Consider the following 21868-nt stretch of genomic DNA (forward strand, 5'->3'; position numbering starts at 1 on the left):
TGACACACCCGGCGTAAACGCCGGCGTGTGACAGGCTATCGCCAACACCCCCGCGCCGTTTCGGCGCGGGGGTGTTTGTTTTTGCAGGCCCTGTTGTCAGGGGACGCTGCTGCCAGGAGACGTTATGCCCGTGCTGCCCCCCAAAATGCTGCATGACTGGAACCTTTCGCCCAAAGACGCCATTGCCCTGCAAAAGCAGCTCGCGCCGCGGGTAGAGCCTGGCGACCGCATTGCGCCGGTGCGCCATATTGCCGGCGTGGATATCGGCTTTGAAGACGGCGGTGCCACCACGCGGGCGGCGGTGGTGGTGCTCAGGTGGGAGCCGACCAGCGCTCCGGTGCTTGAGGTCGTTGAGCAGGTGGTCTACCGCGAGCCAACGCGCATGCCCTACGTGCCGGGGCTGCTGTCGTTTCGTGAAACGCCGGCGGCGCTGGGCGCGTTCGCAAGGCTTGCCACCGTGCCCGAGCTGGTGATGGTCGACGGGCAGGGGATTGCCCACCCGCGCCGGTTGGGCGTGGCCTCGCTGCTGGGGCTGTGGCTGGATGTGCCGACCATCGGCGTGGCCAAGTCGCGTCTGTGCGGCCGCCACGCCGATGTGGGCGAGGCGCGCGGCGACTCGACGCCGCTTGAGGATAAAGGCGAGACCATCGGTACGGTGCTGCGCTCGCGCACCCGGGTGAAACCGCTCTACGTCTCTACGGGGCATCGTGTCAGTCAGGCCACGGCGCTTGAGTGGGTGGTGCGTTGCCTGCACCGCACCAAGCTACCCGAGCCCACGCGGCTTGCCGACCGGCTGGCTAGCCGGCGCGATGCGCCCGGGCGGCGTTGACCAGCGCGCGCACCAGACGCTGCTGAGGGCGGTTGAAGATCAGCCACTCTGGGTGCCACTGCACGCCGAGTAAAAAGTCATGGTGGCGGGATTCAATGCCCTGTACCAGGCCGTTGCGGTCGCGAGCGACGATGTCCACACCGTCACCCGCGCGGTTGACGGCCTGATGGTGCAGGCTGTTGACGCGGCACCAGCGTGCGCCGAGAAGCTCATGCAGGCGGCTGTTTTCGGCGATATCCACGGTTTTGCGCGGCAGTACGGTACGCCGGCGCTTCAAGCCCTCGTGCGTGGTGTAAATATCCGGGTCCAGCGTGCCGCCCAGGTGTACGTTGATCAGCTGGGCGCCGCGGCAAATGCCCAGTACCGGCGTGCCCCGGGGAATAAAATGCTTGAGCAGCGCCAGCTCGAGTTCGTCGCGCTGGGGATCAACGCGCACGTCGAGCTGTAGCTCGGCGTCGTAAAGGTTGGCCTGAATATCATCGCCGCCGCCGATGATCAGCCCGTCGAGCGCGGCGGGGCGCGGGCGTTCGGGCGACAAACGTAGCGGCCGACCGCCGTGACGCCAGACGGCAAACCAGTCAAACCACCAGGCAAGGCGGCTTTTGCGGTCGGACGTGGTGATGCCGATGAGCGGTCGTGACATGCGAGTGGGTTTTCCTGATCAGGTGGCAAGGTAAAGCGTGGCCGGTGCGGGTTATCGCGAGCAAAAAGGTCGCAGGAGCTTGTCCGCCCAGCGGCGATAAAACGGTCGGCCGTGGTCGGCAATGTACGCCGCACAGCGTTCGGCCAGCGCGTCGCGGTCGGCGGCGAGCTTTTCTACCTCGACCCAGCGATTCCATTCGGTCACAGCGCCCCAGCCGGGCTGGGACAGCTGGGCGTTGGGTAGCCGATAATGAAAGGTGGGGCGCGCTTGGGTCAGCCGGCTGCGCAGCAGCGCGTGCGGGTGTTCCGGGCACAGGTGGGCAAACAGCGGCAGCATATCCAGCTCGCGATTGCGCGTCGGGTTGTCGCGAAGGTAGTCGTCGATGAGCGTGGGCAGGTCGGGTCGATAGCGCGCGTCGAGCACTTTCAGCGCATACTCCCGGGGAAACGGGTTGGCGTGGGGCAGCACCTCACGGGTGATGTCCACCTTGATCTCGTCGCGCAGCCAGGGCGCCAGCAGTAGGTAAGCCTGAAGCATGGCGCGAATGTCAGCGCTATCCGCCGAGGCGATTTCGGGATTCAAGTGCAGGCCAAAACCGTAGAGCAAGCTGGCATCGGTGCCTTTGGCGCCGTGTTCGCGCAGGGCATCGAACAGGCGATCCAGCGAGTCGAGCTCGTTCCAGGGCACCGGCGGGCAGACGATTTCGGTGGGCACCAGCCCGGTGACCATGTCGCCGATCAACTCGCGGGTTTTCTGGTGAAACTCCACGTGCAGCTGGTGCTGGTGGCGCGCCCATTCGCTGTCTAGCGCAACGTGGTCGTCAAGTACCTTGTGGTCAGGGTGGGCATACTGGGTGTCCAGCTCGATCACGAATTCGCCCCAGCGGGTGCCTTCTACCAGTAGCCGATGAGGGCTGACCACGTTAAGCTCTCCGCCAAACAGCTTGCGCACGATCAGCGCGGTATCCTTGGGCGGCAGGCCGGCAAACTCGATTTCCACGCCGACGCGGCGCGGTTTGCCGTTGGCATTGTGGGGGGCTGGGGGCGCTTGCAGCGTCATCTCGCTTCCTGTGAGGTGAACAAACGGGACGGTCAGATTATCACACTCATGATGACGTGCGGCATGAGCCGGTCCAACACCACTACGTCCAACAACGACGCTCAACAACTACGTCCAGCATCATTATCTTCAGGAGAGGCATGTGCGACAGCACACCACTGCGCTTAGCGCGCTGATTTTCGCGCTATTCATCAGCATTTTAACGGCAACTCTGATGGCCGCTCCGGCGCACGCGCAGGGGGTATCGCTGCCGGGGCTAAGCGGCGATACCGCCAAGGCGGAAAAAGCCGATAACGCGTCGTTTCAACAATCGCTCGACGATGTGATCGCCACGCTGGAAGACGGTCAGCAGCGCGAGCAGCTGCTGGAGTCGCTACGCGAGCTGAAAACGGCCGCCGACGCGTCGTCAGAAGGCGGCAGTCGCCAGGGGCTGCTGGGCGCGCTGGCCGATACCCTGACCGACATCAACGAGCAGGCCCAGGCCGGCGACTCCCCCGCCGAACAGTGGTCGCAGCAGCTGCATCAGGGCTTTGACGAGCTGCGTGAGCTGGTCAACCGGCCCGGCCGCGCCGGCATTATCCGCACCACCGCCGACGGCGCCGTGTTGGGGATTATCTGGACGGTACTGCTGGTGGTGATGATTGCCGCGGGCCGATTGCTGGCCACGCGCGAAGGCTGGCCGCACGACTTGCCCCGCGATCCGCGCGGCGGATTGATGGCCATCCACTTTTTCCGTCGCATGCTGCCCTGGGCGTTGGCCTTTGCCGTGGTGCTGGGGCTGGGTCAGGTCATGTCGGCAAGCGCCGGGCGTACGATGGTGCTGGTGCTGGCCTATGTGTGCTTATGTGGCCGGGCGCTGTCGGTGGTGTTTGAAACCGTGATTGCCTTTTTCAGCCGCGGGCACCGCTTTATTGCCGTGCGTCTGTTGCAGCAGCGTGCGCTGCGCGGGCTGTTCGTGATTGGCGCGCTGATCGCGCTGGGCGATGCGGTGAATTCCAGCCGGCTAGTGGGCATGCTGGGTGAAGACTTTTCCGGCCTGGTGTCAGTACTCGCCAATATGCTTGCGGCGTTGCTGTCGGCGCGCTTTATCATCAAGTTCAAGCGCCCGATACGCCATTTGATCTGCAACCGGCCTTATCGCCAGCGGCGTGATTCGGGCACCGCCATCGAGCTTAGCCGCGCCCTCGGCGGGCTTTGGCACATTCCCGCGCTGCTGCTGGTGGGCGGCTCGCTGCTGGCGATTTTCATTACCGTGGGCGATGTCGGTACCGCTCTGGCACGCTCGATTGTGTCGGCCAGCCTGCTGGTGTTGACGCTGGTGATTACCGGCCTGCTGCGCCGCCACGCCGAGCGGCGCAGGAAGCGCCGCCGTCCGCCGCGCTACCGTGAGTACCGTCGCCGGCTGGAGCGCTTTGGCTTTGTGCTGGCGCATATCTGCTCGTGGGTGGTGTTTGCCGAACTGTTCATGCAGGTCTGGGGCAACTCGCTGTTTGGCCTGGGCCAGCAGGGCGTGGCCAGTGCGCGCATCGGTGAAGCGCTGCTAAGCCTGGGTGCCACCGTACTGCTGGCATGGCTGGTGTGGATTTTTGCCGATACTGCGATTCAGCGGGGGCTGGTGTCGTCGACGCGCTCCCGCGGGCGGCGGGTGAATCAGGCCCGCGCGCAGACCATCACGCCGATGATCCGCAACGTGATCTTCGTCACTATCCTGATCATTGCCGGGATCGCCGGGCTGGCCAACCTGGGGGTGAACGTGACGCCGCTGCTGGCCGGTGCCGGGGTGATCGGTCTGGCGATCGGTTTTGGCGCCCAGACGCTGGTGCAGGATCTGATCACCGGTATCTTCATTCTGATCGAAGATTCGCTGGCGGTGGATGACTTTGTCCAGATCAACAGCCACATGGGCACCGTCGAGGGGCTGACGCTGCGCACCGTGCGTCTGCGCGATCTGGACGGCATCGTGCATATCATTACCTTCAGCCGGATCGATTCGATCCATAACATGTCGCGCCAGTTCGGCATTGCGCTGCTGAAAATCCGCATTCCCTACGCGATGCGGATCGACGACGCCATTACGCTGATGCAGGAAACCGCTCAGGAGCTGCGCAACGACCCGATGATGCGCCACTACATCTGGTCGCCGCTGGAAATGCAGGGGATCCACGCCTTTGAAGACGGCTGCCCGATTTTACGGATGCGCTTTCGTACCGCGCCGGAAATGCAGTGGGATGTTTCCCGGGCGTTTAACCTGATGCTCAAGCAGCGTATGGAAAATCAGGAAATCGACCTTGGCGTGCCGCGTATCAGCCTGAGCATGGAGGCCCGCTCGGAGCGTCAGCAGAATGATGACGACATCACCACGCTGGAAGAAGCACCGGCGCAGGGCGAAGCCGCCGACGCTGATGCCGGGGGCGGCGATGACGACCCCGAGGTAACGCACCGGCCGACGCCGCCCAAGCCAGCGCCGATGCCGACCAAACAAGAGAAATCCAGGGAGCAGGCGTTAACTCGCACCAAGCCGCAGGCACAGGGCAAGCCCAGCGGCGAAACCCGCACAGACGGCAGCAATGATGGCGACGGTGACTAACCAGGGGCCGCGCAGACGCTGCCAGCGGTTGTAATGCGCGGCGGCGTGGCCGACCCGGCCAATCAGCGCCTCGTGCTGGCCAACGGCGCTATCCGGCGGATAGGCAAAATCGTTGGCCACGCTGCCTTGCCAGTGGGCGCCGTGGCTAAGCCCCAGCCGCGCGCGCAGCTGGCCGATGTCGCTGACCGTGGCGTGCAGGGTGTCATAGTCATCGCGGTGCTCGGTTACGCTGAGTACCGCATCGGCATCCTGCTTTAACGCGCGGTTGGGGCAGGCCTCGACCGCGCGCTGAATATCCTCCGACGATGCGTCGGGGGGAAGCGATAAACGCTGGTATAAATCTCGCATGGCGATGCTCTATCCGTGTCTGGCAAGCGATATCTAGAGAATGTCAGTGCCGCTGCATCAGATAATCATAGGCTTTTTTGATGCGTTGGAAACGCTGTGATGCCAGCGCGACCTGCCGCTCGCTTTGCGAAAACACACGGTCGGGGTGGTGCAGCTGCGCCATGCGCCGGTAGGCCAGGCGAATGTCGCTGCGGCTCGCCCCCCGGGAGAGCCCGAGTACCGCCAGCGCCCGCAGGGTACGATCCGGCGGCGGCGTTGATGCCTGGGGGCGGTGCCGATGGTGCTGACGCTGCCTTTCCTGCTGCTGTTGGCGGTGCTCGCGTTCGCGCTGCTGGCGCTCGCGGTGAGCCCGCGCCTGTTCGCGCTCGTGTTCCTGCTGGCGCCGCTGCTGTTCGGCGGCGCGCCGGGCCTCGGCCTGCTGTGCCTCGGCTCGCGCGCGGGCCTGCTCGGCTTCCTGTTCGGCCTGGCGGCGATAGTGCGCCGGGTTGTGCTCGCGCCAGTAGGCGTCCCGGCTAAGGTCTTGTGGCGGCGCCAGGGGCGTGCCGGCCAATTCCTGAAACAGCGTATCCAGCGTGGCCGGGGCGATGCCCAGCAGATCGGCCAGAAAACGCAGAATATAATGATTGGCCAGCGACAGGCTGCCGTCGTCGGTGGCCACCGCAATGGCCTTGTGCATGACGGCAAGCCCCTGGCCGGCGGTGCATTCGCGGCGCAGCACTTCGGCGGCCAATTGAATAGCCTGCATGTCGCGCTGCCCGGCGATGCGCATGAGCGGCCCAAGGTCGTGCCCGTGGCCGAAGCTCGCCGCTTCCTGCGCCAGCCGGCGGTAGCGCTGGCTTTCGCTGACGTTGTCGCGGTGGGTCAGTAGCCAGGCCTGCAGCAAAAGCGTTGCCGTATCCACTTGGCTGTGGCTTTGTAACAGCACCAGCTCAAAAGGTGAAAAGCGGGCAATCGGCATTTCCATGCTCCCGGCGGTAAGGTTAATAGCCGGCAATGGTGGCGTGACCGGCCGCGGATGGCAAGCCCGGGCGGGTGGATTCATGGCGCCACCGTCAGCCGGCCTCAACAGCAACAACCGATAACGGCAAGGAGCGAAGTTCAAGTGGTTCACGTGGAGCGTAAAAACAGCTTTCAGCTGCGCCTCTCAAGGCAGCTGAAAGAGGAAACGTCGCATACTCTCGACGTGTATTTGTTCGTGCCCGGCGAGCTGGGGCTCAGCACCCGGCTGATTGCCGAAGACGTGTTCTACCACAGCTCGATACAGGTCGCGCGCACCTACTACAGCGACGAATACCACCTGCCGCTGGTGCACAGCCGGCTGGCCAGCCGTAACCGGATGGGCAGCGAATCCTACCGTTTAAGCCTGAGCCTTTACGCTTATCAGTACGTGGAGGCCATGGAGCGCACTACCCGTTCGCTGCTGGAAAGCGCGCGCAAGCTGCGTCGGAAGTCGGCGGCGTCAGGCGACGATGAAAGCCCCGAAAGCGACGCGGCCCTTGAGGATTCGCTACGCGAAATGATGGCGCTGAGCGACGGCATCCTGAAACGGCTGCGGCGCCACAAGCCAAGCGACGAGCGGCTGTATAAATACTTTGCCAACATCGACAACTATCTGTCGTGGTTTACCGAACAGCAGCTGCTGGCGCTGGTGGCGCACATGCCCCGGGGCAGCGGGATGACGCCGCTAAAGCGCCGGCTGATAGATGTCTGCGAGCGCGAAAGCGACTATCGCCGCGACAAGCAGTACAACGCCGAGCGGGTGATGCAGGACCCCACGCGGATGTCGAACAAGATGCGCCTGCTGCGCCGGCTGATCGAATATCCGATTACCCTCCAGCAGCGCTCCCAGGAGCTGGGCGAGGGCGAGCAAAAGGCGGTCAAGGCGTTGGCGACGGCGGTGGTGATGGCGTTTGTGTCGTTTGGCGTGCTGCGCGCGCGCGCCCAGCTGGGCGATATTACTGCGCTGTTTATTCTCGCGATGGCGGTGATGTACGCCGTGCGCGAGGTGTTCAAGGACGATTTGCGCAATACGCTGTGGCACTGGCTGCGCAAGGGGCGGCCCAAATGGCGCCGCCAGTATCGCGATGCCACGCGCAACGTGCCGGTCGGGCGCCAGCTTGAGTGGTTTGATTACAAGCGCTACGCGGCGCTGGATGAATCCGTCCGCGAGATGCGCAAGCGCAAGATGGCCCAGCGCGAAGAGGTGGTGCTGCACTACCGTTCCAGTTCGCGGATGTCACCCACGCGCTTTCTGAGCGGCTATCAGCATACCCGGGAAACCCTGACGCTGGATCTGTCCATGCTGACTCGGCTGATGAGCCGCAGCACCCACCATATTTATCGGCTGAAAGACGGTCAGGCGGTGCGCGAAAGCGTCGAACGCCGCCACCTGTTCAACCTCGTGGTGCGCGATACCGAAAATCAGACGGGGGAGCATCTGGCACGCTGGAAAGTGGTGGTCAGCCGCTCAGGCATCGTCGCCGTGGAGAAAGTCGACGACAGCGACGATGCCTGAGGAAAAGTCTGATGCCTGGCGTTAGTCTTTCAGCGAATCGAGGGCGCGCTCAAGGTTGTCCACGCTGCGCTGGGGGTAGTGCAGCTTGTCGAGGCCGAAAAGGCCGATGCGGAAGGTCTGGAAGTTATCGCCTTCGTCGCACTTGAGCGCCACGCCGCCGGCCACCTGAACGCCGGCCTCGGCGAGCTTGGCGGGCAGTTTGGGGTCGGCGGTGTAGCACACCACCACGCCCGGTGCCTCAAAGCCTTCGGCGGCCACGCTGATAAAGCCGTGGCGCTTGAGCATGTCGCGCACGGCCTGGCCTACCGCCAGCTGCTCGTTTTTGACCTGATCAAAGCCGTAATCCCGGGTTTCCTGCATGATGTCGCGCAGGGTTTGCAGCGCATCGGTGGGCAGGGTGGCGTAGTAGGCATGGCCGCCGTTTTCGTAGGCCTGCATGACGCCGTGCCATTTGCCCAGATCGCAGGCGAAGCTGTTGCTCTGGGTTTGCTCAAGGCGTTGAGTCGCGCGCTCGGAGAACATCACCATGGCGCAGCAGGGCGAGCCGCTCCAGCCTTTCTGCGGCGCGGTCACCACTACGTCAACGCCCAGATCCTGCATATCGACCCACAGCGTACCGGCGGCGATGGCATCGAGCACTAGAATGCCGCCGGCGTCGTGAGTCGCCTCGGCAATGGTGCGCAGGTAGTCATCGGGCAGCAGCATGCCGGCGGCCGTTTCAACCTGAGGGGCAAACACCACGGCGGGCTTTTCGGCGCGAATGCGCTCGGCCGCATCTTCGGCCGGCACCGGGATGAACGGCGACTGGGCGTCGTCAGGATTCAGGCGACGCGCCTTGAGCACGGTATGCTGCTCGGTCAGCCGACCCTGTTCGATGATCTGGGTCCAGCGGTAGCTGAACCAGCCGTTGCGAATCACCATCACCTGCTGATCGGTGGCGAACTGGCGCGCCACGGCTTCCATGCCGAAGGTGCCGCTGCCGGGAATGATCGCCGTCGAGTGGGCGTTGTAGACGTCCTTGAGCGTGGCGGAAATGTCGCGCATCACGCCCTGAAAACGCTGGGACATATGGTTGAGCGCGCGATCGGTATAGACCACGGAGTATTCCAAAAGCCCTTCAGGGTCGATGTTGGGCAGCAGGCCAGCCATGGTGTTCTCCTAATGAGTGACGCGCCGGCGCACCGGGCGGCGGCCACGTCAGGATTGTGCTTGAGGGTGTTGCTCAGAGGCGCACAGCGCCTCAAGAATACGAGCAATGATACGTCAAGAAAAGCGCCATTGCCCCCGCCGCTAGGACGCGGGCAGGTTTTCCGGGCCGAACGCGTCGGGTAGCAGCGCTTCCATACGGTAGCTTTTCAACACCGCGCCTTGCCGGCTGAGCACGTGAATACGCGTGTCGGGCGTGGCAAATTCGCGGATTCGCTGGCGGCAGTCGCCGCAGGGCGTGCACAGATGCTCGCCCGGCCCCATGACGTAAACCGCGGTCAGATGGCGCTGGCCGGCGGTGACCATGGCGGCAAGCGCCGAGGCCTCGGCGCACAAGCCCTTGTAATGCGCGACCTCCACATTGGCGCCGGCAAAGCGCGCGCCGTCTTCGCTTTCGGCCACCGCGGCGACCGGGTGGCGGGAGTAGGGCGCGTAGGCATTCTCGCTGGCGCTGGCTAACTGGGCGACAAGCTGTGCATTAGGCGCGGTCATGCGTTTTCCCCACGGGCGCTTTCGTCACCGGCCTGGTCGGCGTCATCGCGCAGTACGGTATCCAGGGCGATGGTCATCATCTCGTGGAAGGTGGTCTGGCGCGCTTCGCTGGAGAGCGATTCGCCCCTGAGGATGTGGTCCGACACCGTGCAGACGGTCAGCGCGCGGGCGTTAAACTCCGCGGCCACGCCGTAAATGCCAGCGGCTTCCATCTCTACGCCCAGAATACCGTAGCGCGTGAGCCGCTCGGCCATGTCGGTCTGCGGGTTGTAGAACAGATCGGCCGAAAACAGGTTGCCCACCTTGACCGGCACGTTCTGGTTGCCCGCGGCCGCCACGGCGTGGCGCGTCAGGTCGAAGTCGGCGATGGCGGCAAAGTCGTGGTCGTTGAAGCGCATGCGGTTGACCTTGGAATCGGTGCACGCGCCCATGCCGATGACCACGTCGCGCAGCTTGACGTCGTCGCGCACCGCGCCGCAGGAACCCACGCGAATCAGCGTCTTGACGCCGTAATCGGTGATCAGCTCCTTGGCGTAGATCGACACCGACGGAATCCCCATGCCGTGCCCCATGACCGAGATTTTGCGCCCCTGATAGAAGCCGGTATAGCCGAGCATGTTGCGCACGGTGTTCACTTCGCGGACGTCGTCCAGATAGGTCTCGGCGATGTAGCGGGCGCGCAGCGGATCGCCGGGCATCAGCACGGTATCGGCGAAATCATCCGGGGCGGCGTTAATGTGCGGCGTGGCCATAAAATTTCCTCATACAAACGGCTGGTAAAGGCGCCTGACTGGCGGTGGATTCAGCGCGATGCGCGGGGCAAAAAGCTTTCGCCGTCGTCGAAGGCGGCAAGCTCGAAAAAGCCGGCAAGGGACTGGCCGATGTCGGCAAAGGTGGCGCGCTCGCCCAGATTGACTGGCGCTACGCCCGCGCCACGCACCAGCACGGGCACGTATTCGCGGGTGTGTTCGGTGCCGTGCCAACTGGGGTCGCAGCCGTGATCGGCGGTGAGCAGCAGCAGATCGTCGTCGCCGAGGGCGGCGACAAGCTCGGGCAGGCGGGCATCAAAGTGCTCAAGCGCGGCGGCGTAGCCGGCAATGTCCCGACGGTGGCCATAGACCGAATCGAAATCGACGAAATTGGTCATGATCAGCGTCGGCGTGGCCTGATGGCTGGCCGCGGTACGCGCGACTTCTTCAAGGGTGGCGTCCATCAGCGCATCGTGGCCGTTGGCCTTGCGCTTGTGGGTAATGCCGCAATGGGCGTAGATGTCGGCAATTTTACCGATCGACACCACCTCGCCGCCGGCATCAGCCAGCTTTTGCAGCACGGTCGGCGCGGGCGGCTCGATGCTGTAGTCGCGCCGGTTGCCGGTGCGGGCAAAGTCATCGGCGGAGTCGCCGGCGAAGGGGCGGGCAATCACTCGGCCGATGTTGTAGGGCGCCAGCAGCTCGCGCACGGTTTCGCACAGCGCGTAAAGCCGCTCAAGGCCAAAGTGCGTCTCGTGGGCGGCGATCTGAAACACGGAATCCGCCGAGGTGTAGACGATGGGTTTGCCGCTGGCAACGTGCTCGTCGCCCAGCCGCGCAATGATCTCGGTGCCGGAGGCGTGGCAGTTGCCGAGCACGCCGGGCAGCCCGGCGTCGCGGATGATCGCCTCAAGCAGCGCCGGGGGGAAGCTTTCCGCCTTGGGGGTAAAGTAGCCCCAGTCAAAACGCACCGGCACGCCGGCGATTTCCCAGTGGCCGGACGGCGTATCCTTGCCCGACGAAATTTCCTGAGCGTGAGCATGGGCGCCGTTGAGTGTCTCGGGCAGGGTGACGCCGGCGGCCACGCTGCCGGTGCTGTTGCGGTGGGCGTGAAACAGCCCCAGCCGCGCCATGTTGGGCAGCGTCAGTGGCCCCGAACGCTTGGCCGTGTCGGCGTTGCCGGCGGCGCAGGCCTCGGCGATGTGGCCCAGAGTGTCGGCGCCGGTATCGCCGAAGGCGTCGGCATCCGGCGCGCTGCCGATGCCGAACGAGTCGAGTACCAGTACGATAGCGCGGGTCATAGGGCGTCTCCCCGGAAGGTTTCCTGAATCAGCGTGTCGGCGTGAGCGGCGTCATCGCCCAGCGTGACGGCGGCGCGTAGCTGCCCGGCGGCGCGCTCGGCGGCGGCGGTATCCCGGGCGTGCACAAAGGCCAGCGGGCGGCTGTTATCAAGTGAATCGCCCACGGCGGCAATCTGGCTGAAGCCCACGCGGTGGTCGACGGCGGCGTCGTTGCGCAGCCGGCCACCGCCCAGCTCGACCGTGCTCATGCCCACGGCGCGGGTGTCGATGCGTGCCACGATTCCCGCGCGCTCGGCATACACAGGGACGATCACCGGGGCTTTTTCCAGATAGTCGTCCGGGCGTTCGATAAAGTCTGACGGCCCGCCCAGGGCGTGCACCATGCGCGAAAACACCTCGGCCGCCGCGCCGGAATCAAGCGCCCGGTCGAGCTTTTCAATGGCCGCCGTGCGGCTGTCGGCAAGCTTGCCGGCGATAAGCATTTCGACCGCCAGCTCGCGGGTCACGCCCATCACGCGGCCGTCCTGACGCTCGCCGCGCAGCAGCGCCAGCGTTTCGGTGATTTCCACGGCGTTGCCCGCGCAGGGCGCCAGCGGCTGGCTCATGTCGGTCAGCAGCGCGGTGGTCGGCGTGCCGGCCTGAGTAGCCACGCGGGCAATGCTTTGGGCAAGCTCACGGGAGGCTTCGGGCGTGGGCATGAACGCGCCGCTGCCCACCTTGACGTCCATCACCAGCGCATCGAGGCCCGAGGCGAGTTTCTTGCCCAGAATCGAGGCGGTGATCAGCGGGATGGATTCCACCGTGGCGGTAACGTCGCGCACGCCGTAGATGCGCTTGTCCGCCGGGGCGAGCTGGCCGGTCTGGCCGATGATCGCCACGCCTTCCTGCTTGACGATCTGGCGAAAGCGCTCGGGCGCGGGGTAGGGATCATAGCCGGGGATGGACTCCAGCTTGTCCAGCGTGCCGCCGGTATGGCCCAGCCCGCGCCCCGAAATCATGGGTACAAAGGCGCCGCAGGCCGCGACCCAGGGGCCCAGCACCAGCGAGACCAGATCACCTACGCCGCCGGTGGAGTGCTTGTCGACCACGGGGCCGGGCAGGTTCAAGTCGTCCCAGCGCATGACGTGGCCGGAATCCCGCGTGGCGCGGGTCAGCGCGACTACCTCGGCGGGGCTCATGCCGTTCAGGTAGGTGGCCATGGTGAACGCGCCGATCTGGGCGTCGCTGATGCGTTCATCGGCGATACCCTGAATAAAGGCGGCCAGCTCGTGGTCCGGCAGCGGCTGGCCGTCGCGCTTTAACCGAATCAGCTCCTGGGGCAGCAGCGACGCGGACGCTTGCGCGGCCATCAGTAGTCTCCTTGTGCGGTGCCAACGTTGCCGGTCAGCGTGGCAGCAAGGTTGGCCAGCAGGCCGGAAGCGCCAAAGCGGAAGTGTTTGGGGCTAATCCACGCCGGGCCCATGATGTCGGCCGCGAGCGCGAGGTATTCGGCAGCGTCTTCGGTGGTGCGCACGCCGCCGGACGCCTTGAAGCCCACGTCCTGACCGCTGTCCTTGATCGCGTTGAGCATGATCTCGGCGGCTTCAAGAGTGGCGCTGACCTCGACTTTGCCGGTCGAGGTCTTGATGAAGTCGGCGCCGCCTTCGATGGCGATTTCGCTGGCGCGCTTGATCAGCGCCGGCTCCTTGAGCTCGCCGGTTTCGAGGATGATTTTCAACAGCGCCTGGCCGCCGCAGGCCGCCTGACACATTTCGACAAACTCCAGGCAGGTGTCTTCATCGCCGTCGATCAGCGTGCGGTAGGGCAGCACCACGTCGACTTCATCGGCGCCGGAGGCCACGGCTTCGCGGGTTTCACGCGCGGCCGCCATCACATCGGCGCCGCCATCGGGAAAGTTGGTCACCGAGGCGATCTTGACCTGGCCGTTGAGCGTGTGGGCGGTGAGTGCGCGCCGCGCAGTAACGATGAACTGGGGGTACACGCACACTGCGGCCGGGTGGCCGAAAGGAGTTTTCGCCTGCTGGCACAGCGACTCGATGTCGGCGTCGGTATCCGTGGCGTTGAGGCTGGTCAAGTCCACCAGCGGTAGCGCCTGGCGAGCGGCTTGGGTCAGGTTGATCGAAGCAGGCATAACACTCTCACAGGTTAATCAAAACGGGATAAAGCGGCGCGTTCAGGCGCCGACGGTGCGCAAGGTAATGAAGAGGCCGGCAATGGTGGCCGACATCCGATGGAACAGTGTACCGGCCAGCACCGCCTTGACGCCAAGGCGGGCGGTGGGCCGAGGAGCCGACGCCATTATGGGGTGCGCTCAATCGGCGCGATCAAGCCCCATCTGCCAGAAGTCGATTTCCAGCCGCGTGGCGTCGTTAAAGATTTTCTTGAGCTCGGCAAAGCGCGCGGGCGACACCTCGGCCAGACGCGCGTCGAGCCACGCGATTTCGGCCTGCATGGCCTGCTGGAACTCCTCGCCTTCGTACATCGCAATCCAGGCGTCGAAAGGGTTGTCGGCGCCGCGCCGGGTGAAGGGCTGGGCGTTCAGCCAGCGGGCAATTTCACCGTAGCCGACGAGGCAGGGCGACAGCGCCACGTGGAGGTCGAGCAGGTCGCCGCGGCTGCCGGTGTCGAGCACGTAACGGGTGTAGGCCAGCGTTGCCCGGGCTTCGGGCAGCGCCGCCAGGTCGTCCTCGCTGATGCCCCACTGGCGGCAGAATTCGATATGCAGGTCGAGTTCGATATCGATAATCGCCTTCATGCCCTCAAGCGCCTGACGCAGGTCGGCAAGGCTGGCGCTTTTATACGCCGCCAGCGCGTAGGCGCGGCCAAAGTGGATCAGAAACAGGTAGTCCTGCTTCAGGTAGTGGCGAAACGCGCCGTCTTCCAACGTGCCGGCGCCCAGCTGACGGACAAAATCGTGCTTGATGTAGGCGTGCCAATCTTGCTCGCAGGCGCTGGTCAGATCGCTGAACTGATAACCCATAAAACCGATATCTCCCTATGTCGGTGAGAACGTGTGTCAGTGAGAACGTATGTCGATGAAAACGTATGTCGATGTACGTTATATGCGGGTAAAGCGTGCGTTTTACCAGAGCCAGCTGCCGGGGCGGGCCGGCGGCTGGTCGCGGCGCACGGCGATAAAGCCCAGCACGCAGCGCACGCCGAGCCAGACGGCCAGCAGCGGCCACAGGATGGCACCCAGCACGAATACGCTCAAGGCGAAAACGGCGCAAAAATACAGCGCACCGATCCAGAACGTACGGATCAGGTAGCGGTAGTGTTGCTGTAGCCAGGGGGCGGCGTCCTTGCGGTAGACGTAGGCGATGATCACGCCGATCAGCAGCGTGATGTTGGCGGTCACGATGCCGCCCAGAAACAGCGCGTAAACGATTTGGGGCGTGCGCGTATCAGCGCGGGAAACGTCAGAGTCAGTCATGGCAGTCATGTCGGATATCCGCTCGGGTCAGTCAGTAGAGACGCGTCAGTAGAGACGAAAATCGCGGTAGTTGGGCAGCCCCTGCTGCTCTTCCACCACCTTGCGATAGCGTTTGTATTCCCACTGATATTGCGCGGGATCAAGGGCAATGGCCGCCTCGACGCAGGCGTTCACGCCGGTGGCCGAGGTGACGTCGTCGGCGCTGTAGACGCGCTCGTCGGCGTCAAGGAAGTGGATCTCGAACCCTCGACCGGGCACGCGCAGGGCAACGCCGGTCACCACCCGGGCCTGAGTACGGGCCACCAGTTTGGGCAGCAGCGTGGCGGTGTAGGCGTCGCGATTGAAAAACGGTGCAAACACGCCGCTGCCCCAGCTGGGCTCCTGATCGGGCAGAATGCCGATGGCTTCGTGGCGCTTGAGCGCCTTCAGCAGCGCCGCTACGCCCCGGGCGTTGGTCGGCACCAGAGCAGCCCCCTGACGCTCGCGGCCGTGGCGGATGACCGGATCCAGCCCGGCCATTTTTGGGGGCTCGTACATGGCGGTAAACGGGAAGTGGCTGGAGAGCCAGAAGTTGAGCACTTCCCAGTTGCCAAAGTGCGGCGCCAGCACGATCACACCGCGCCCGTCGCGCCGTGCGTCGTCGAGCTTGTCGCGGCCGTGGACGGCCAGAATGCCGGCGTTAACGCGCTCGGGTGGCGCCATCCAGGCGTGGCCCAGCTCGAGCATGGTAGCGGCGGAGTGGCGCAGGCTCTGGCGCGTCAGGGTCTGGCGCTCGGCGGTGCTGTCTGCGGGGTAGACATCCGCCAGATTGCGCCGGGTAATGTCGCGCTCGCGCGCGCTCAGCCGGTACACCAGCGTGCCGGCCACCCGGGCAAAGCGCCACAGGCGAGCCAGCGGCCAGCGTGCCAGCCGGCGCCAGAGCCAGGCAATGGCGCCGGCTCTGGCGTTGTGGCGGGAGGGAGGCGTGGGAGCCATGGGGTTAAATCAACCAGCTATCAACATTGTGGGGTGCACGTTTTTCCTGCAGCCCTTTAAAGCCTTTGACGCAGCGCACGATAAACCAGACGGCGAGTACCAGCATCAGCGGTAAGCCGATGAGCACGAAGGCCAAAAAGATCGTTACGGTGGCGTAAAGCAGGCCGATCCAGAACGTACGAATCTGGTAACGATAGTGCTCATCCAGCCAGGCCGGGCCGTTGCCGCGGTACATGTAGGCAATAACAACGCCGATAATCGACGTGAAACCGACGACAAAACTCGCCAGATAGAGCGCGTAGACCACGATTGCCATGGTGGTGTCCGGCGCCTGGGACGTGTCGTTGACGACGTCGCCGGCCAGTGGGGATGGCTGATTGTTGTCCTCGTTCATGCGCGTTACTGCTCCTTGTGCCAGTCGATGGTGGTCCTTCCAGAGGCCGGCATTATACCCGGGTGTGTCGCGTGGTTCATCCAGTGCCGTGTTTTCAGGCGCTGTGTTTTCAAATGCCAGGTTGGTTACTCGGTGGCGGGTTGGCGTACCGGGCGGGCGATTTCCAGCAGGTTGCCGTCGGGGTCGCGCAGGTAGATCGACTCGATCGCGCCGCTGGCGCCCTGGCGGGGCACCGGCCCCAGCTCGATCTCGATGGACAGCGCGTCCAGGTGCTGCTTGAATTCGTCGAGCGGCAGCTGGCAGCGCATGCACAGGTCAAGGCTGCCCGGCGTCGGCGTGGCCGAGATGGGCGCGATGTCGGTGTCGGTCTGGTGCAGGCGCAGGGCGGTATCGCCAAGCATCAGGTCAACCCGCTGGGCGTCGCGGTAGCGCACATCAAGCCCCAGCACGCGGGAATAGAAGTCTACGGCGCGAGTCATGTCCGTTACCGTCACCACCAGATGATCCAGTCCTGAGAGCATGGCACTTTCCTTACGTCAAAAGTCTTAAAGATAAACGGGTGGGTTCCAGAATACGCTGATGGGGCATTTCGACGCAAAGCCGGCACGCTGAATCCACGCTTGCGGCCGGGCGTTATTGCACGGCAGGGACGTGTGCGTTAACTATTATGCTTACGTTCGTGTAGGTATATATTCAAGCATACGTTTGTTTTTTCGCTAGACCGTTTTTACATTTGTCCGTTAACACCAGCGTCGCCTTGCGCGCGATAGGTGTCTGACTCCTGAGGATCGCTATGAATCACTACGCCGCACCGCTGCGCGACATGCGCTTTGTACTGGAAGAGCAGCAGCGCCATCGCGCGCTGGAACTGCCTGGCTTTGAAGATGTTTCCGGTGAGCTGGTCGAGGCGGTGCTGGAAGAAGCCGCCCGGCTTGCCGGCGACGTCTGGGCACCGCTCAACGCCGTGGGAGATCGAGAGGGCGCCACCCGCCATGCCGACGGCAGCGTGACCACGGCAGACGGCTTTGCCAGCGCCTATCAGGCCTATGTCGACGGCGGCTGGAATGGCATCGGCGTGGAGGAAGCGCTGGGCGGACAAAATCTGCCGGAAGTCGTGGCCAGTGCGGCACAGGAAATGTTCCAGAGCGCCAATATGGCGCTGGGGCTTTGCCCGATGCTCACCGCCGGGGCGATCGAGGCGCTGTCGCAGCACGGCAGCGAGGCGCTGAAAACCGCCTACCTGCCGGGGCTGGTGGAAGGACGCTTTACCGGCACCATGAACCTGACCGAGCCCCAGGCCGGCTCGGATTTATCCCAGGTGCGCACCCGCGCCGTGCCGGACGGCGAGCATTACCGTCTGAGCGGGCAGAAGATCTACATTACCTGGGGCGAACACGACGTCGCGGAAAATATCGTCCATCTGGTGCTGGCGCGCACGCCCGATGCGCCCGAGGGTAACCGGGGGATTTCGCTGTTTGTGGTACCCAAGTTTCTGCTCAACGACGACGGCACGCCGGGGGAGCGCAACGACGTAATCTGCGCCTCGCTTGAGCACAAGGTCGGTATTCATGGCTCGCCGACCTGTACGCTGAGTTTCGGGGAAAACGGCGGCGCCGTGGGCTATTTGGTGGGTGAACCGGGGCGCGGGCTTAATCACATGTTCACCATGATGAACGCCGCACGGCACAAGGTGGGCGTGCAGGGCATCGGCGTGGCCGAACGCGCCTGCCAGCATGCTTTGGCCTATGCCCGCGAGCGCACACAAGGGCGGCGAACGTCAGCGCAGGGCAGCGGCGAGTGCGCGATTAGCGAGCACTTTGACGTGCGCCGCATGCTGCTGTCGATGCGCGCGCGTACCGATGCCCTGCGCGCGCTGGCGCTTTACTGCGCGGCGGAGATGGATCACGCCCGCCACGCAGCTTCGACCAGCGAGCGGGAGGCGGCACAGGCCCGGGTGGACGTGCTGATTCCCGTCGTCAAGGCGTTTGCCACCGATCAGGCGGTGGCCATCGCCTCGACGGGGATTCAGGTGCACGGCGGCATGGGCTATATCGAGGAAACCGGCGCGGCGCAGCTGTGGCGCGACGCACGCATCGCACCCATCTACGAAGGCACCAACGGCATTCAGGCGCTGGATCTGGCCGGGCGCAAACTGCAGCGTGACGGCGGCCATGCGCTGGCAACGCTACTGGACGAGCTGGATGACACTGCCCGCGCGCTTGATGCCCACCCGCAGCTTGCCGGTTGGGGCGCCGCCCTTGCCGCCGGCGGTGAGGATGCCCGGGCGGCCATGCACCGCGTGCTGGAACAAGGGCAGGACGCCACCCGGGGCGCGGATGCCGTGCAGGCTTTTGCCACGCCGTTTCTGTCCCTGCTTGGCCATGTGCTGTGCGCCTGGCAGATGGGCGACGCGGCGCTTGCGGCGCAGGCGGCCATTGACGCCGGAGACAGCGATCCGTTCTACGTGCAAAAGCGCACTAGCGCTGATTTTGTGATCAACCAGTGGCTGCCCGAAGGCCTTGCCCAGCGCGCCGTGATTGACGCCGGCATGCAGTGCCTTGACGACTTTGACCCGCATCTGGGATAAACGTTATTCAATAAAAGAAGGAAGTGCCATGAGTGAAAACGTGATTGATCTGCAGGAAAGCAACGGTATCGCACGGCTGACCGTTAATCGCCCCAAGGCGCTTAACGCGCTGAACGACGAGGTGATAACGGCGCTGGGCAAGGCGCTGGATAGCCTTGAAGCCAATGCCCGGCTGCGCGCGGTACTGCTGACCGGCGCCGGTGAGAAGGCCTTTATTGCCGGTGCCGACATTACCCGGATGCGCGAGCAGACGCCGCGCGAGGCGCAGGCCTTTGCCCGCCGCGCGCTTGAGACTATCAAGCGGCTGGAGCGCCTGCCGGTGCCGGTAGTGGCGCTAGTCAACGGGTTTTGTCTGGGCGGCGGCTGCGAGCTGGCGCTGGCCTGCGACTGGGCGGTGGCCAGCGACAACGCGGTCTTCGGCCAGCCCGAAGTGCAGCTGGGCATTATTCCCGGCTTTGGCGGTACCCAGCGCCTGCCGCGCCGCGTGGGGCCGGCCATGGCGCTGGACCTGATTACCACCGGGCGCAAGATTGACGCCGCTGAAGCGCTGCGTATCGGGCTGGTCAATCGCGTGATGCCCCAGGCAGCGCTTGACGATTATGCCGATGAGCTGGCCGGTCAGCTTGCGGGTAACGGCCCGCAGGCCGTGGGGGCGGCCAAGCGCGCGGTGTACGACGGCATGGAGCAGGACGTTGACAGCGCGCTGGCGCTGGAAACCAACCTTTTTGCGCTGTGTTTTGCCGGTGACGAACAGGCCGAAGGCATGGCGGCTTTTGTCGAGAAGCGTCCGGCTATTTTTTAAGCAGGCTAACGACTTTTTCGCCCGCTCATGGTCTACTGGAGCGTTTTCACCTTCAAGGAATAAGGCATGCCCCGACTCAGCCCTCGACCCTGTCGCCGCCCCTATGGTGTGTGGCGCGTTTTCCCTTTGGTGATGGCGGCGGGGCTGGTGCCGTTCGCCGCGCATGCCGCTGACGAAGCGCTCAGTCTGGACGTGGCTAACGACGGCATGATCAGCAATGACGATGGCCACTACACCAGCGGCGTCACCTTCGAGCTGGCCTTTACGCCCGGGCAAACCCACTGGACGCAGCGGCTGGCCCGGGCGCTGCCTGACGCGCTGATCGAGCACGCCGACGGTGCGCAATACCGGCTGGTGCATCAGATTTATACGCCTAAAAACATTGAGGCGACCGAGCTGATCGAAGATGACCGCCCCTATGCGGGGCTGGTGTACGGCGGGGTGTCGCTGTACGGCGCAAAGTCGAATGCAAAAGGACATACCACCACCGATTTGCACCTGGACGTGGGCATGGTCGGGACGTCGTCGCTGGCCGACAGCATTCAGCAGGAAGTCCACCGCGTTACCCATAGCGAAAGTCCTCAGGGCTGGGATAACCAGCTCCATGACGAAGCCATCGTCAATCTGGGCGTGCGCCGCCAGTGGTGGCACGATATTTCGCTTTCCGGCAAGCAGCTGGCGTTTGGCCCCAGCGCCAGCGCGGCACTGGGCAACCTTTACACCTATGCCAGCACCGGCTATAGCGTGCGTTTTGGCGACGCGGCCAGAAGCGTACCCAGCCTGACGCCAGGTGCTGCCAGCAGCGCAGGCTTTACCGCCGAGGATGGCTTTCGCTGGTACGTGTTTGCCAGCGTCGAAGGGTATTACATGGCGCAAAACCTGCTGCTGGACGGCAATACCTTTAATAGCAGCCATTCGGTTGATCGGCGCGAGTGGGTCGGCGATGTATCCGCCGGCTTTGCACTGGCGTGGGAAGACTGGCAAGTGCGCTTTGCCGCTCTGCAGCGCAGCGACGAGTTTCGTGGCCAGCAGGATCCCGACAAGTTTGCCGCGCTCAAGCTGACCAAAAGGCTCTAGCCGATCTTGTCCTGGGTCTTGAACTCGAAGTCGCTGGCGTCGTGGCGCTCCAGCAGCTGCTCGTGGGGTTCGCCGTTGGGTTTATTGACCATGCAGCCCCGCTTGACCGCAGGACGCTCGGCAATCTCGCGGGCCCAGCGCATGACGTGCTGGTATTCGTGCGTCTGTAAAAACTCGGCCGCGTTATAAGTGCGCCCTAGTGCGAGCTGGCCGAACCACGCCCAGTTGGCGATATCGGCGATGCTGTAATCGTCGCCGTTGAGGTAGCGCGTTTCGGCCAGGCGCCGGTTGAGCACGTCCAGCAGGCGCTTGGTTTCCATGGCGTAGCGGTCGATGGGATACTTGAACGCTTCCGGCGCGTAGGCGTAAAAATGCCCGAAGCCGCCGCCGACAAAAGGCGCGCTGCCCATCTGCCAGAACAGCCAGTTCAGCGTTTCGGTGCGTGCTACGTGCGCTTTGGGCAGCAGTGCATCAAACCGTTCGGCTAAATAGAGCAAAATCGCGCCGGACTCAAACACGCGCACCGGCGGGGTCTGGCCGTGGTCAAACAGGGCGGGGATCTTGGAGTTGGGGTTGGCCTCGACAAAGCCGCTGCCAAACTGCTCGCCCTCGCCAATATCCACCAGCCAGGCGTCGTATTCGGCGTCGTGACCCAGCGCCAGCAGCTCTTCAAACATGATGCCGGCCTTGACCCCGTTGGGTGTGGCCAGCGAATAAAGCTGAAAACGATGCTTGCCCACCGGCAGCGCCTTGTCGTGGGTGGCGCCGGCGACCGGGCGGTTGGTGCCGGCAAACTTGCCGCCGTTGCCGGCTTCCCATTGCCATACGCGGGGCAGCGTGTAGGACGTATCGCTCATCGTCTTCTCCTGTT

General features: G+C 64.3%; 23 protein-coding genes. 6 read left to right on the forward strand and 17 right to left on the reverse strand.

Annotation, left to right across the window (positions count from 1 at the left end):
• Positions 1–124: 124 nt before the first annotated feature.
• Positions 125–829 (forward strand): deoxyribonuclease V, encoded by a 705-nt coding sequence (nfi, locus tag B5495_RS12815; protein WP_079554305.1) that lies wholly within the window; start codon positions 125–127, stop codon positions 827–829.
• On the opposite strand, the gene B5495_RS12820 is transcribed toward nfi, so the two are convergent.
• The gene (locus tag B5495_RS12820) at positions 798–1472 is read right to left on the reverse strand and encodes a gamma-glutamyl-gamma-aminobutyrate hydrolase family protein (RefSeq protein WP_079554307.1); all 675 of its coding nucleotides are present in this window, start codon (positions 1470–1472) and stop codon (positions 798–800) included. The genes nfi and B5495_RS12820 overlap by 32 nt on opposite strands.
• A gap of 51 nt (positions 1473–1523) precedes the next feature.
• On the reverse strand, positions 1524–2531 hold the full coding sequence (locus B5495_RS12825) for an amidoligase family protein (RefSeq protein WP_079554309.1): 1008 nt from the start codon (positions 2529–2531) through the stop codon (positions 1524–1526).
• 142 nt (positions 2532–2673) lie between these two features.
• Here B5495_RS12825 and B5495_RS12830 point away from each other — a divergent pair, with 142 nt between their 5' ends.
• Positions 2674–5118, forward strand: coding sequence for a mechanosensitive ion channel family protein (locus B5495_RS12830; protein ID WP_079554311.1), 2445 nt, complete (start codon positions 2674–2676; stop codon positions 5116–5118).
• Here B5495_RS12830 and B5495_RS12835 read toward each other — a convergent pair.
• Both B5495_RS12835 and B5495_RS12840 read right to left on the reverse strand, forming a co-directional pair.
• Entirely contained in the window at positions 5035–5466 is a 432-nt protein-coding gene (locus B5495_RS12835; protein ID WP_231897193.1) for a hypothetical protein, read from the reverse strand. The genes B5495_RS12830 and B5495_RS12835 overlap by 84 nt on opposite strands.
• A gap of 43 nt (positions 5467–5509) precedes the next feature.
• A complete protein-coding gene (locus B5495_RS12840; RefSeq protein ID WP_331712883.1) occupies positions 5510–6508 on the reverse strand; it encodes a J domain-containing protein in 999 nt (332 codons plus the stop codon).
• A gap of 60 nt (positions 6509–6568) precedes the next feature.
• Here B5495_RS12840 and B5495_RS12845 point away from each other — a divergent pair, with 60 nt between their 5' ends.
• Entirely contained in the window at positions 6569–7981 is a 1413-nt protein-coding gene (locus tag B5495_RS12845; protein WP_079554314.1) for a hypothetical protein, read from the forward strand.
• Positions 7982–8002: 21 nt separating this feature from the next.
• Here B5495_RS12845 and B5495_RS12850 read toward each other — a convergent pair whose 3' ends face one another.
• The 12 genes from B5495_RS12850 to B5495_RS12900 all read right to left on the reverse strand — a co-directional run bounded on the left by B5495_RS12850 (position 8003) and on the right by B5495_RS12900 (position 17052).
• Positions 8003–9130, reverse strand: a complete 1128-nt coding sequence (locus tag B5495_RS12850; RefSeq protein ID WP_079554316.1) for an aminotransferase class V-fold PLP-dependent enzyme — start codon at positions 9128–9130, stop codon at positions 8003–8005.
• 141 nt (positions 9131–9271) lie between these two features.
• A complete protein-coding gene (gene cdd / locus B5495_RS12855) occupies positions 9272–9679 on the reverse strand; it encodes a cytidine deaminase (protein ID WP_079554318.1) in 408 nt (135 codons plus the stop codon).
• The gene (deoD, locus tag B5495_RS12860) at positions 9676–10431 is read right to left on the reverse strand and encodes a purine-nucleoside phosphorylase (protein ID WP_079554320.1); all 756 of its coding nucleotides are present in this window, start codon (positions 10429–10431) and stop codon (positions 9676–9678) included. Before deoD ends, cdd begins: the two co-directional genes overlap by 4 nt.
• Before the next feature lie 50 nt (positions 10432–10481).
• Positions 10482–11729 (reverse strand): phosphopentomutase, encoded by a 1248-nt coding sequence (locus tag B5495_RS12865; RefSeq protein WP_079554322.1) that lies wholly within the window; start codon positions 11727–11729, stop codon positions 10482–10484.
• Positions 11726–13078 (reverse strand): thymidine phosphorylase, encoded by a 1353-nt coding sequence (gene deoA / locus B5495_RS12870; RefSeq protein WP_079554324.1) that lies wholly within the window; start codon positions 13076–13078, stop codon positions 11726–11728. Before deoA ends, B5495_RS12865 begins: the two co-directional genes overlap by 4 nt.
• Positions 13078–13860 (reverse strand): deoxyribose-phosphate aldolase, encoded by a 783-nt coding sequence (gene deoC / locus B5495_RS12875; RefSeq protein ID WP_079554326.1) that lies wholly within the window; start codon positions 13858–13860, stop codon positions 13078–13080. Before deoC ends, deoA begins: the two co-directional genes overlap by 1 nt.
• 42 nt (positions 13861–13902) lie before the next feature.
• A complete protein-coding gene (locus B5495_RS15050; protein WP_269457138.1) occupies positions 13903–14028 on the reverse strand; it encodes a hypothetical protein in 126 nt (41 codons plus the stop codon).
• A gap of 12 nt (positions 14029–14040) precedes the next feature.
• A complete protein-coding gene (tenA, locus tag B5495_RS12880; protein WP_079554328.1) occupies positions 14041–14709 on the reverse strand; it encodes a thiaminase II in 669 nt (222 codons plus the stop codon).
• Between the two features lie 102 nt (positions 14710–14811).
• Entirely contained in the window at positions 14812–15162 is a 351-nt protein-coding gene (locus tag B5495_RS12885; RefSeq protein ID WP_079555095.1) for a DUF4870 family protein, read from the reverse strand.
• 45 nt (positions 15163–15207) lie between these two features.
• The gene (locus tag B5495_RS12890) at positions 15208–16137 is read right to left on the reverse strand and encodes a lysophospholipid acyltransferase family protein (protein WP_079554330.1); all 930 of its coding nucleotides are present in this window, start codon (positions 16135–16137) and stop codon (positions 15208–15210) included.
• A gap of 4 nt (positions 16138–16141) precedes the next feature.
• On the reverse strand, positions 16142–16531 hold the full coding sequence (locus tag B5495_RS12895) for a DUF4870 family protein (RefSeq protein WP_079554332.1): 390 nt from the start codon (positions 16529–16531) through the stop codon (positions 16142–16144).
• A 125-nt stretch (positions 16532–16656) separates the two neighbouring features.
• Positions 16657–17052 (reverse strand): VOC family protein, encoded by a 396-nt coding sequence (locus B5495_RS12900; protein ID WP_079554334.1) that lies wholly within the window; start codon positions 17050–17052, stop codon positions 16657–16659.
• A 272-nt stretch (positions 17053–17324) separates the two neighbouring features.
• On the opposite strand from B5495_RS12900, the gene B5495_RS12905 reads away from it, so the two are divergent.
• The 3 genes from B5495_RS12905 (at position 17325) to B5495_RS12915 (ending at position 20997) form a co-directional block, all read left to right on the forward strand.
• Entirely contained in the window at positions 17325–19118 is a 1794-nt protein-coding gene (locus B5495_RS12905; RefSeq protein ID WP_079554336.1) for an acyl-CoA dehydrogenase, read from the forward strand.
• Positions 19119–19146: 28 nt separating this feature from the next.
• Positions 19147–19920, forward strand: coding sequence for an enoyl-CoA hydratase/isomerase family protein (locus B5495_RS12910; protein WP_079554338.1), 774 nt, complete (start codon positions 19147–19149; stop codon positions 19918–19920).
• Positions 19921–19986: 66 nt separating this feature from the next.
• The gene (locus B5495_RS12915) at positions 19987–20997 is read left to right on the forward strand and encodes a lipid A deacylase LpxR family protein (protein ID WP_079554340.1); all 1011 of its coding nucleotides are present in this window, start codon (positions 19987–19989) and stop codon (positions 20995–20997) included.
• On the opposite strand, the gene yghU is transcribed toward B5495_RS12915, so the two are convergent.
• Entirely contained in the window at positions 20994–21854 is an 861-nt protein-coding gene (gene yghU, locus B5495_RS12920; protein WP_079554342.1) for a glutathione-dependent disulfide-bond oxidoreductase, read from the reverse strand. The genes B5495_RS12915 and yghU overlap by 4 nt on opposite strands.
• Positions 21855–21868 lie beyond the last annotated feature (14 nt).

This window comes from Vreelandella subglaciescola (assembly GCF_900142895.1).
Classification (GTDB): Bacteria; Pseudomonadota; Gammaproteobacteria; order Pseudomonadales; family Halomonadaceae; genus Vreelandella; species Vreelandella subglaciescola.

Bases quoted from the DNA above. Each gene is read 5' to 3' on its own strand.
- nfi (WP_079554305.1), top strand. From the start codon at position 125: ATGCCCGTGCTGCCCCCCAAAATGCTGCATGACTGGAACCTTTCGCCC.
- B5495_RS12820 (WP_079554307.1), bottom strand. From the start codon at position 1,472: ATGTCACGACCGCTCATCGGCATCACCACGTCCGACCGCAAAAGCCGC.
- B5495_RS12825 (WP_079554309.1), bottom strand. From the start codon at position 2,531: ATGACGCTGCAAGCGCCCCCAGCCCCCCACAATGCCAACGGCAAACCG.
- B5495_RS12835 (WP_231897193.1), bottom strand. From the start codon at position 5,466: ATGCGAGATTTATACCAGCGTTTATCGCTTCCCCCCGACGCATCGTCG.
- B5495_RS12840 (WP_331712883.1), bottom strand. From the start codon at position 6,508: ATGAATCCACCCGCCCGGGCTTGCCATCCGCGGCCGGTCACGCCACCA.
- B5495_RS12850 (WP_079554316.1), bottom strand. From the start codon at position 9,130: ATGGCTGGCCTGCTGCCCAACATCGACCCTGAAGGGCTTTTGGAATAC.
- cdd (WP_079554318.1), bottom strand. From the start codon at position 9,679: ATGACCGCGCCTAATGCACAGCTTGTCGCCCAGTTAGCCAGCGCCAGC.
- deoD (WP_079554320.1), bottom strand. From the start codon at position 10,431: ATGGCCACGCCGCACATTAACGCCGCCCCGGATGATTTCGCCGATACC.
- B5495_RS12865 (WP_079554322.1), bottom strand. From the start codon at position 11,729: ATGACCCGCGCTATCGTACTGGTACTCGACTCGTTCGGCATCGGCAGC.
- deoA (WP_079554324.1), bottom strand. From the start codon at position 13,078: ATGGCCGCGCAAGCGTCCGCGTCGCTGCTGCCCCAGGAGCTGATTCGG.
- deoC (WP_079554326.1), bottom strand. From the start codon at position 13,860: ATGCCTGCTTCGATCAACCTGACCCAAGCCGCTCGCCAGGCGCTACCG.
- B5495_RS15050 (WP_269457138.1), bottom strand. From the start codon at position 14,028: ATGGCGTCGGCTCCTCGGCCCACCGCCCGCCTTGGCGTCAAGGCGGTG.
- tenA (WP_079554328.1), bottom strand. From the start codon at position 14,709: ATGGGTTATCAGTTCAGCGATCTGACCAGCGCCTGCGAGCAAGATTGG.
- B5495_RS12885 (WP_079555095.1), bottom strand. From the start codon at position 15,162: ATGACTGACTCTGACGTTTCCCGCGCTGATACGCGCACGCCCCAAATC.
- B5495_RS12890 (WP_079554330.1), bottom strand. From the start codon at position 16,137: ATGGCTCCCACGCCTCCCTCCCGCCACAACGCCAGAGCCGGCGCCATT.
- B5495_RS12895 (WP_079554332.1), bottom strand. From the start codon at position 16,531: ATGAACGAGGACAACAATCAGCCATCCCCACTGGCCGGCGACGTCGTC.
- B5495_RS12900 (WP_079554334.1), bottom strand. From the start codon at position 17,052: ATGCTCTCAGGACTGGATCATCTGGTGGTGACGGTAACGGACATGACT.
- B5495_RS12905 (WP_079554336.1), top strand. From the start codon at position 17,325: ATGAATCACTACGCCGCACCGCTGCGCGACATGCGCTTTGTACTGGAA.
- B5495_RS12910 (WP_079554338.1), top strand. From the start codon at position 19,147: ATGAGTGAAAACGTGATTGATCTGCAGGAAAGCAACGGTATCGCACGG.
- B5495_RS12915 (WP_079554340.1), top strand. From the start codon at position 19,987: ATGCCCCGACTCAGCCCTCGACCCTGTCGCCGCCCCTATGGTGTGTGG.
- yghU (WP_079554342.1), bottom strand. From the start codon at position 21,854: ATGAGCGATACGTCCTACACGCTGCCCCGCGTATGGCAATGGGAAGCC.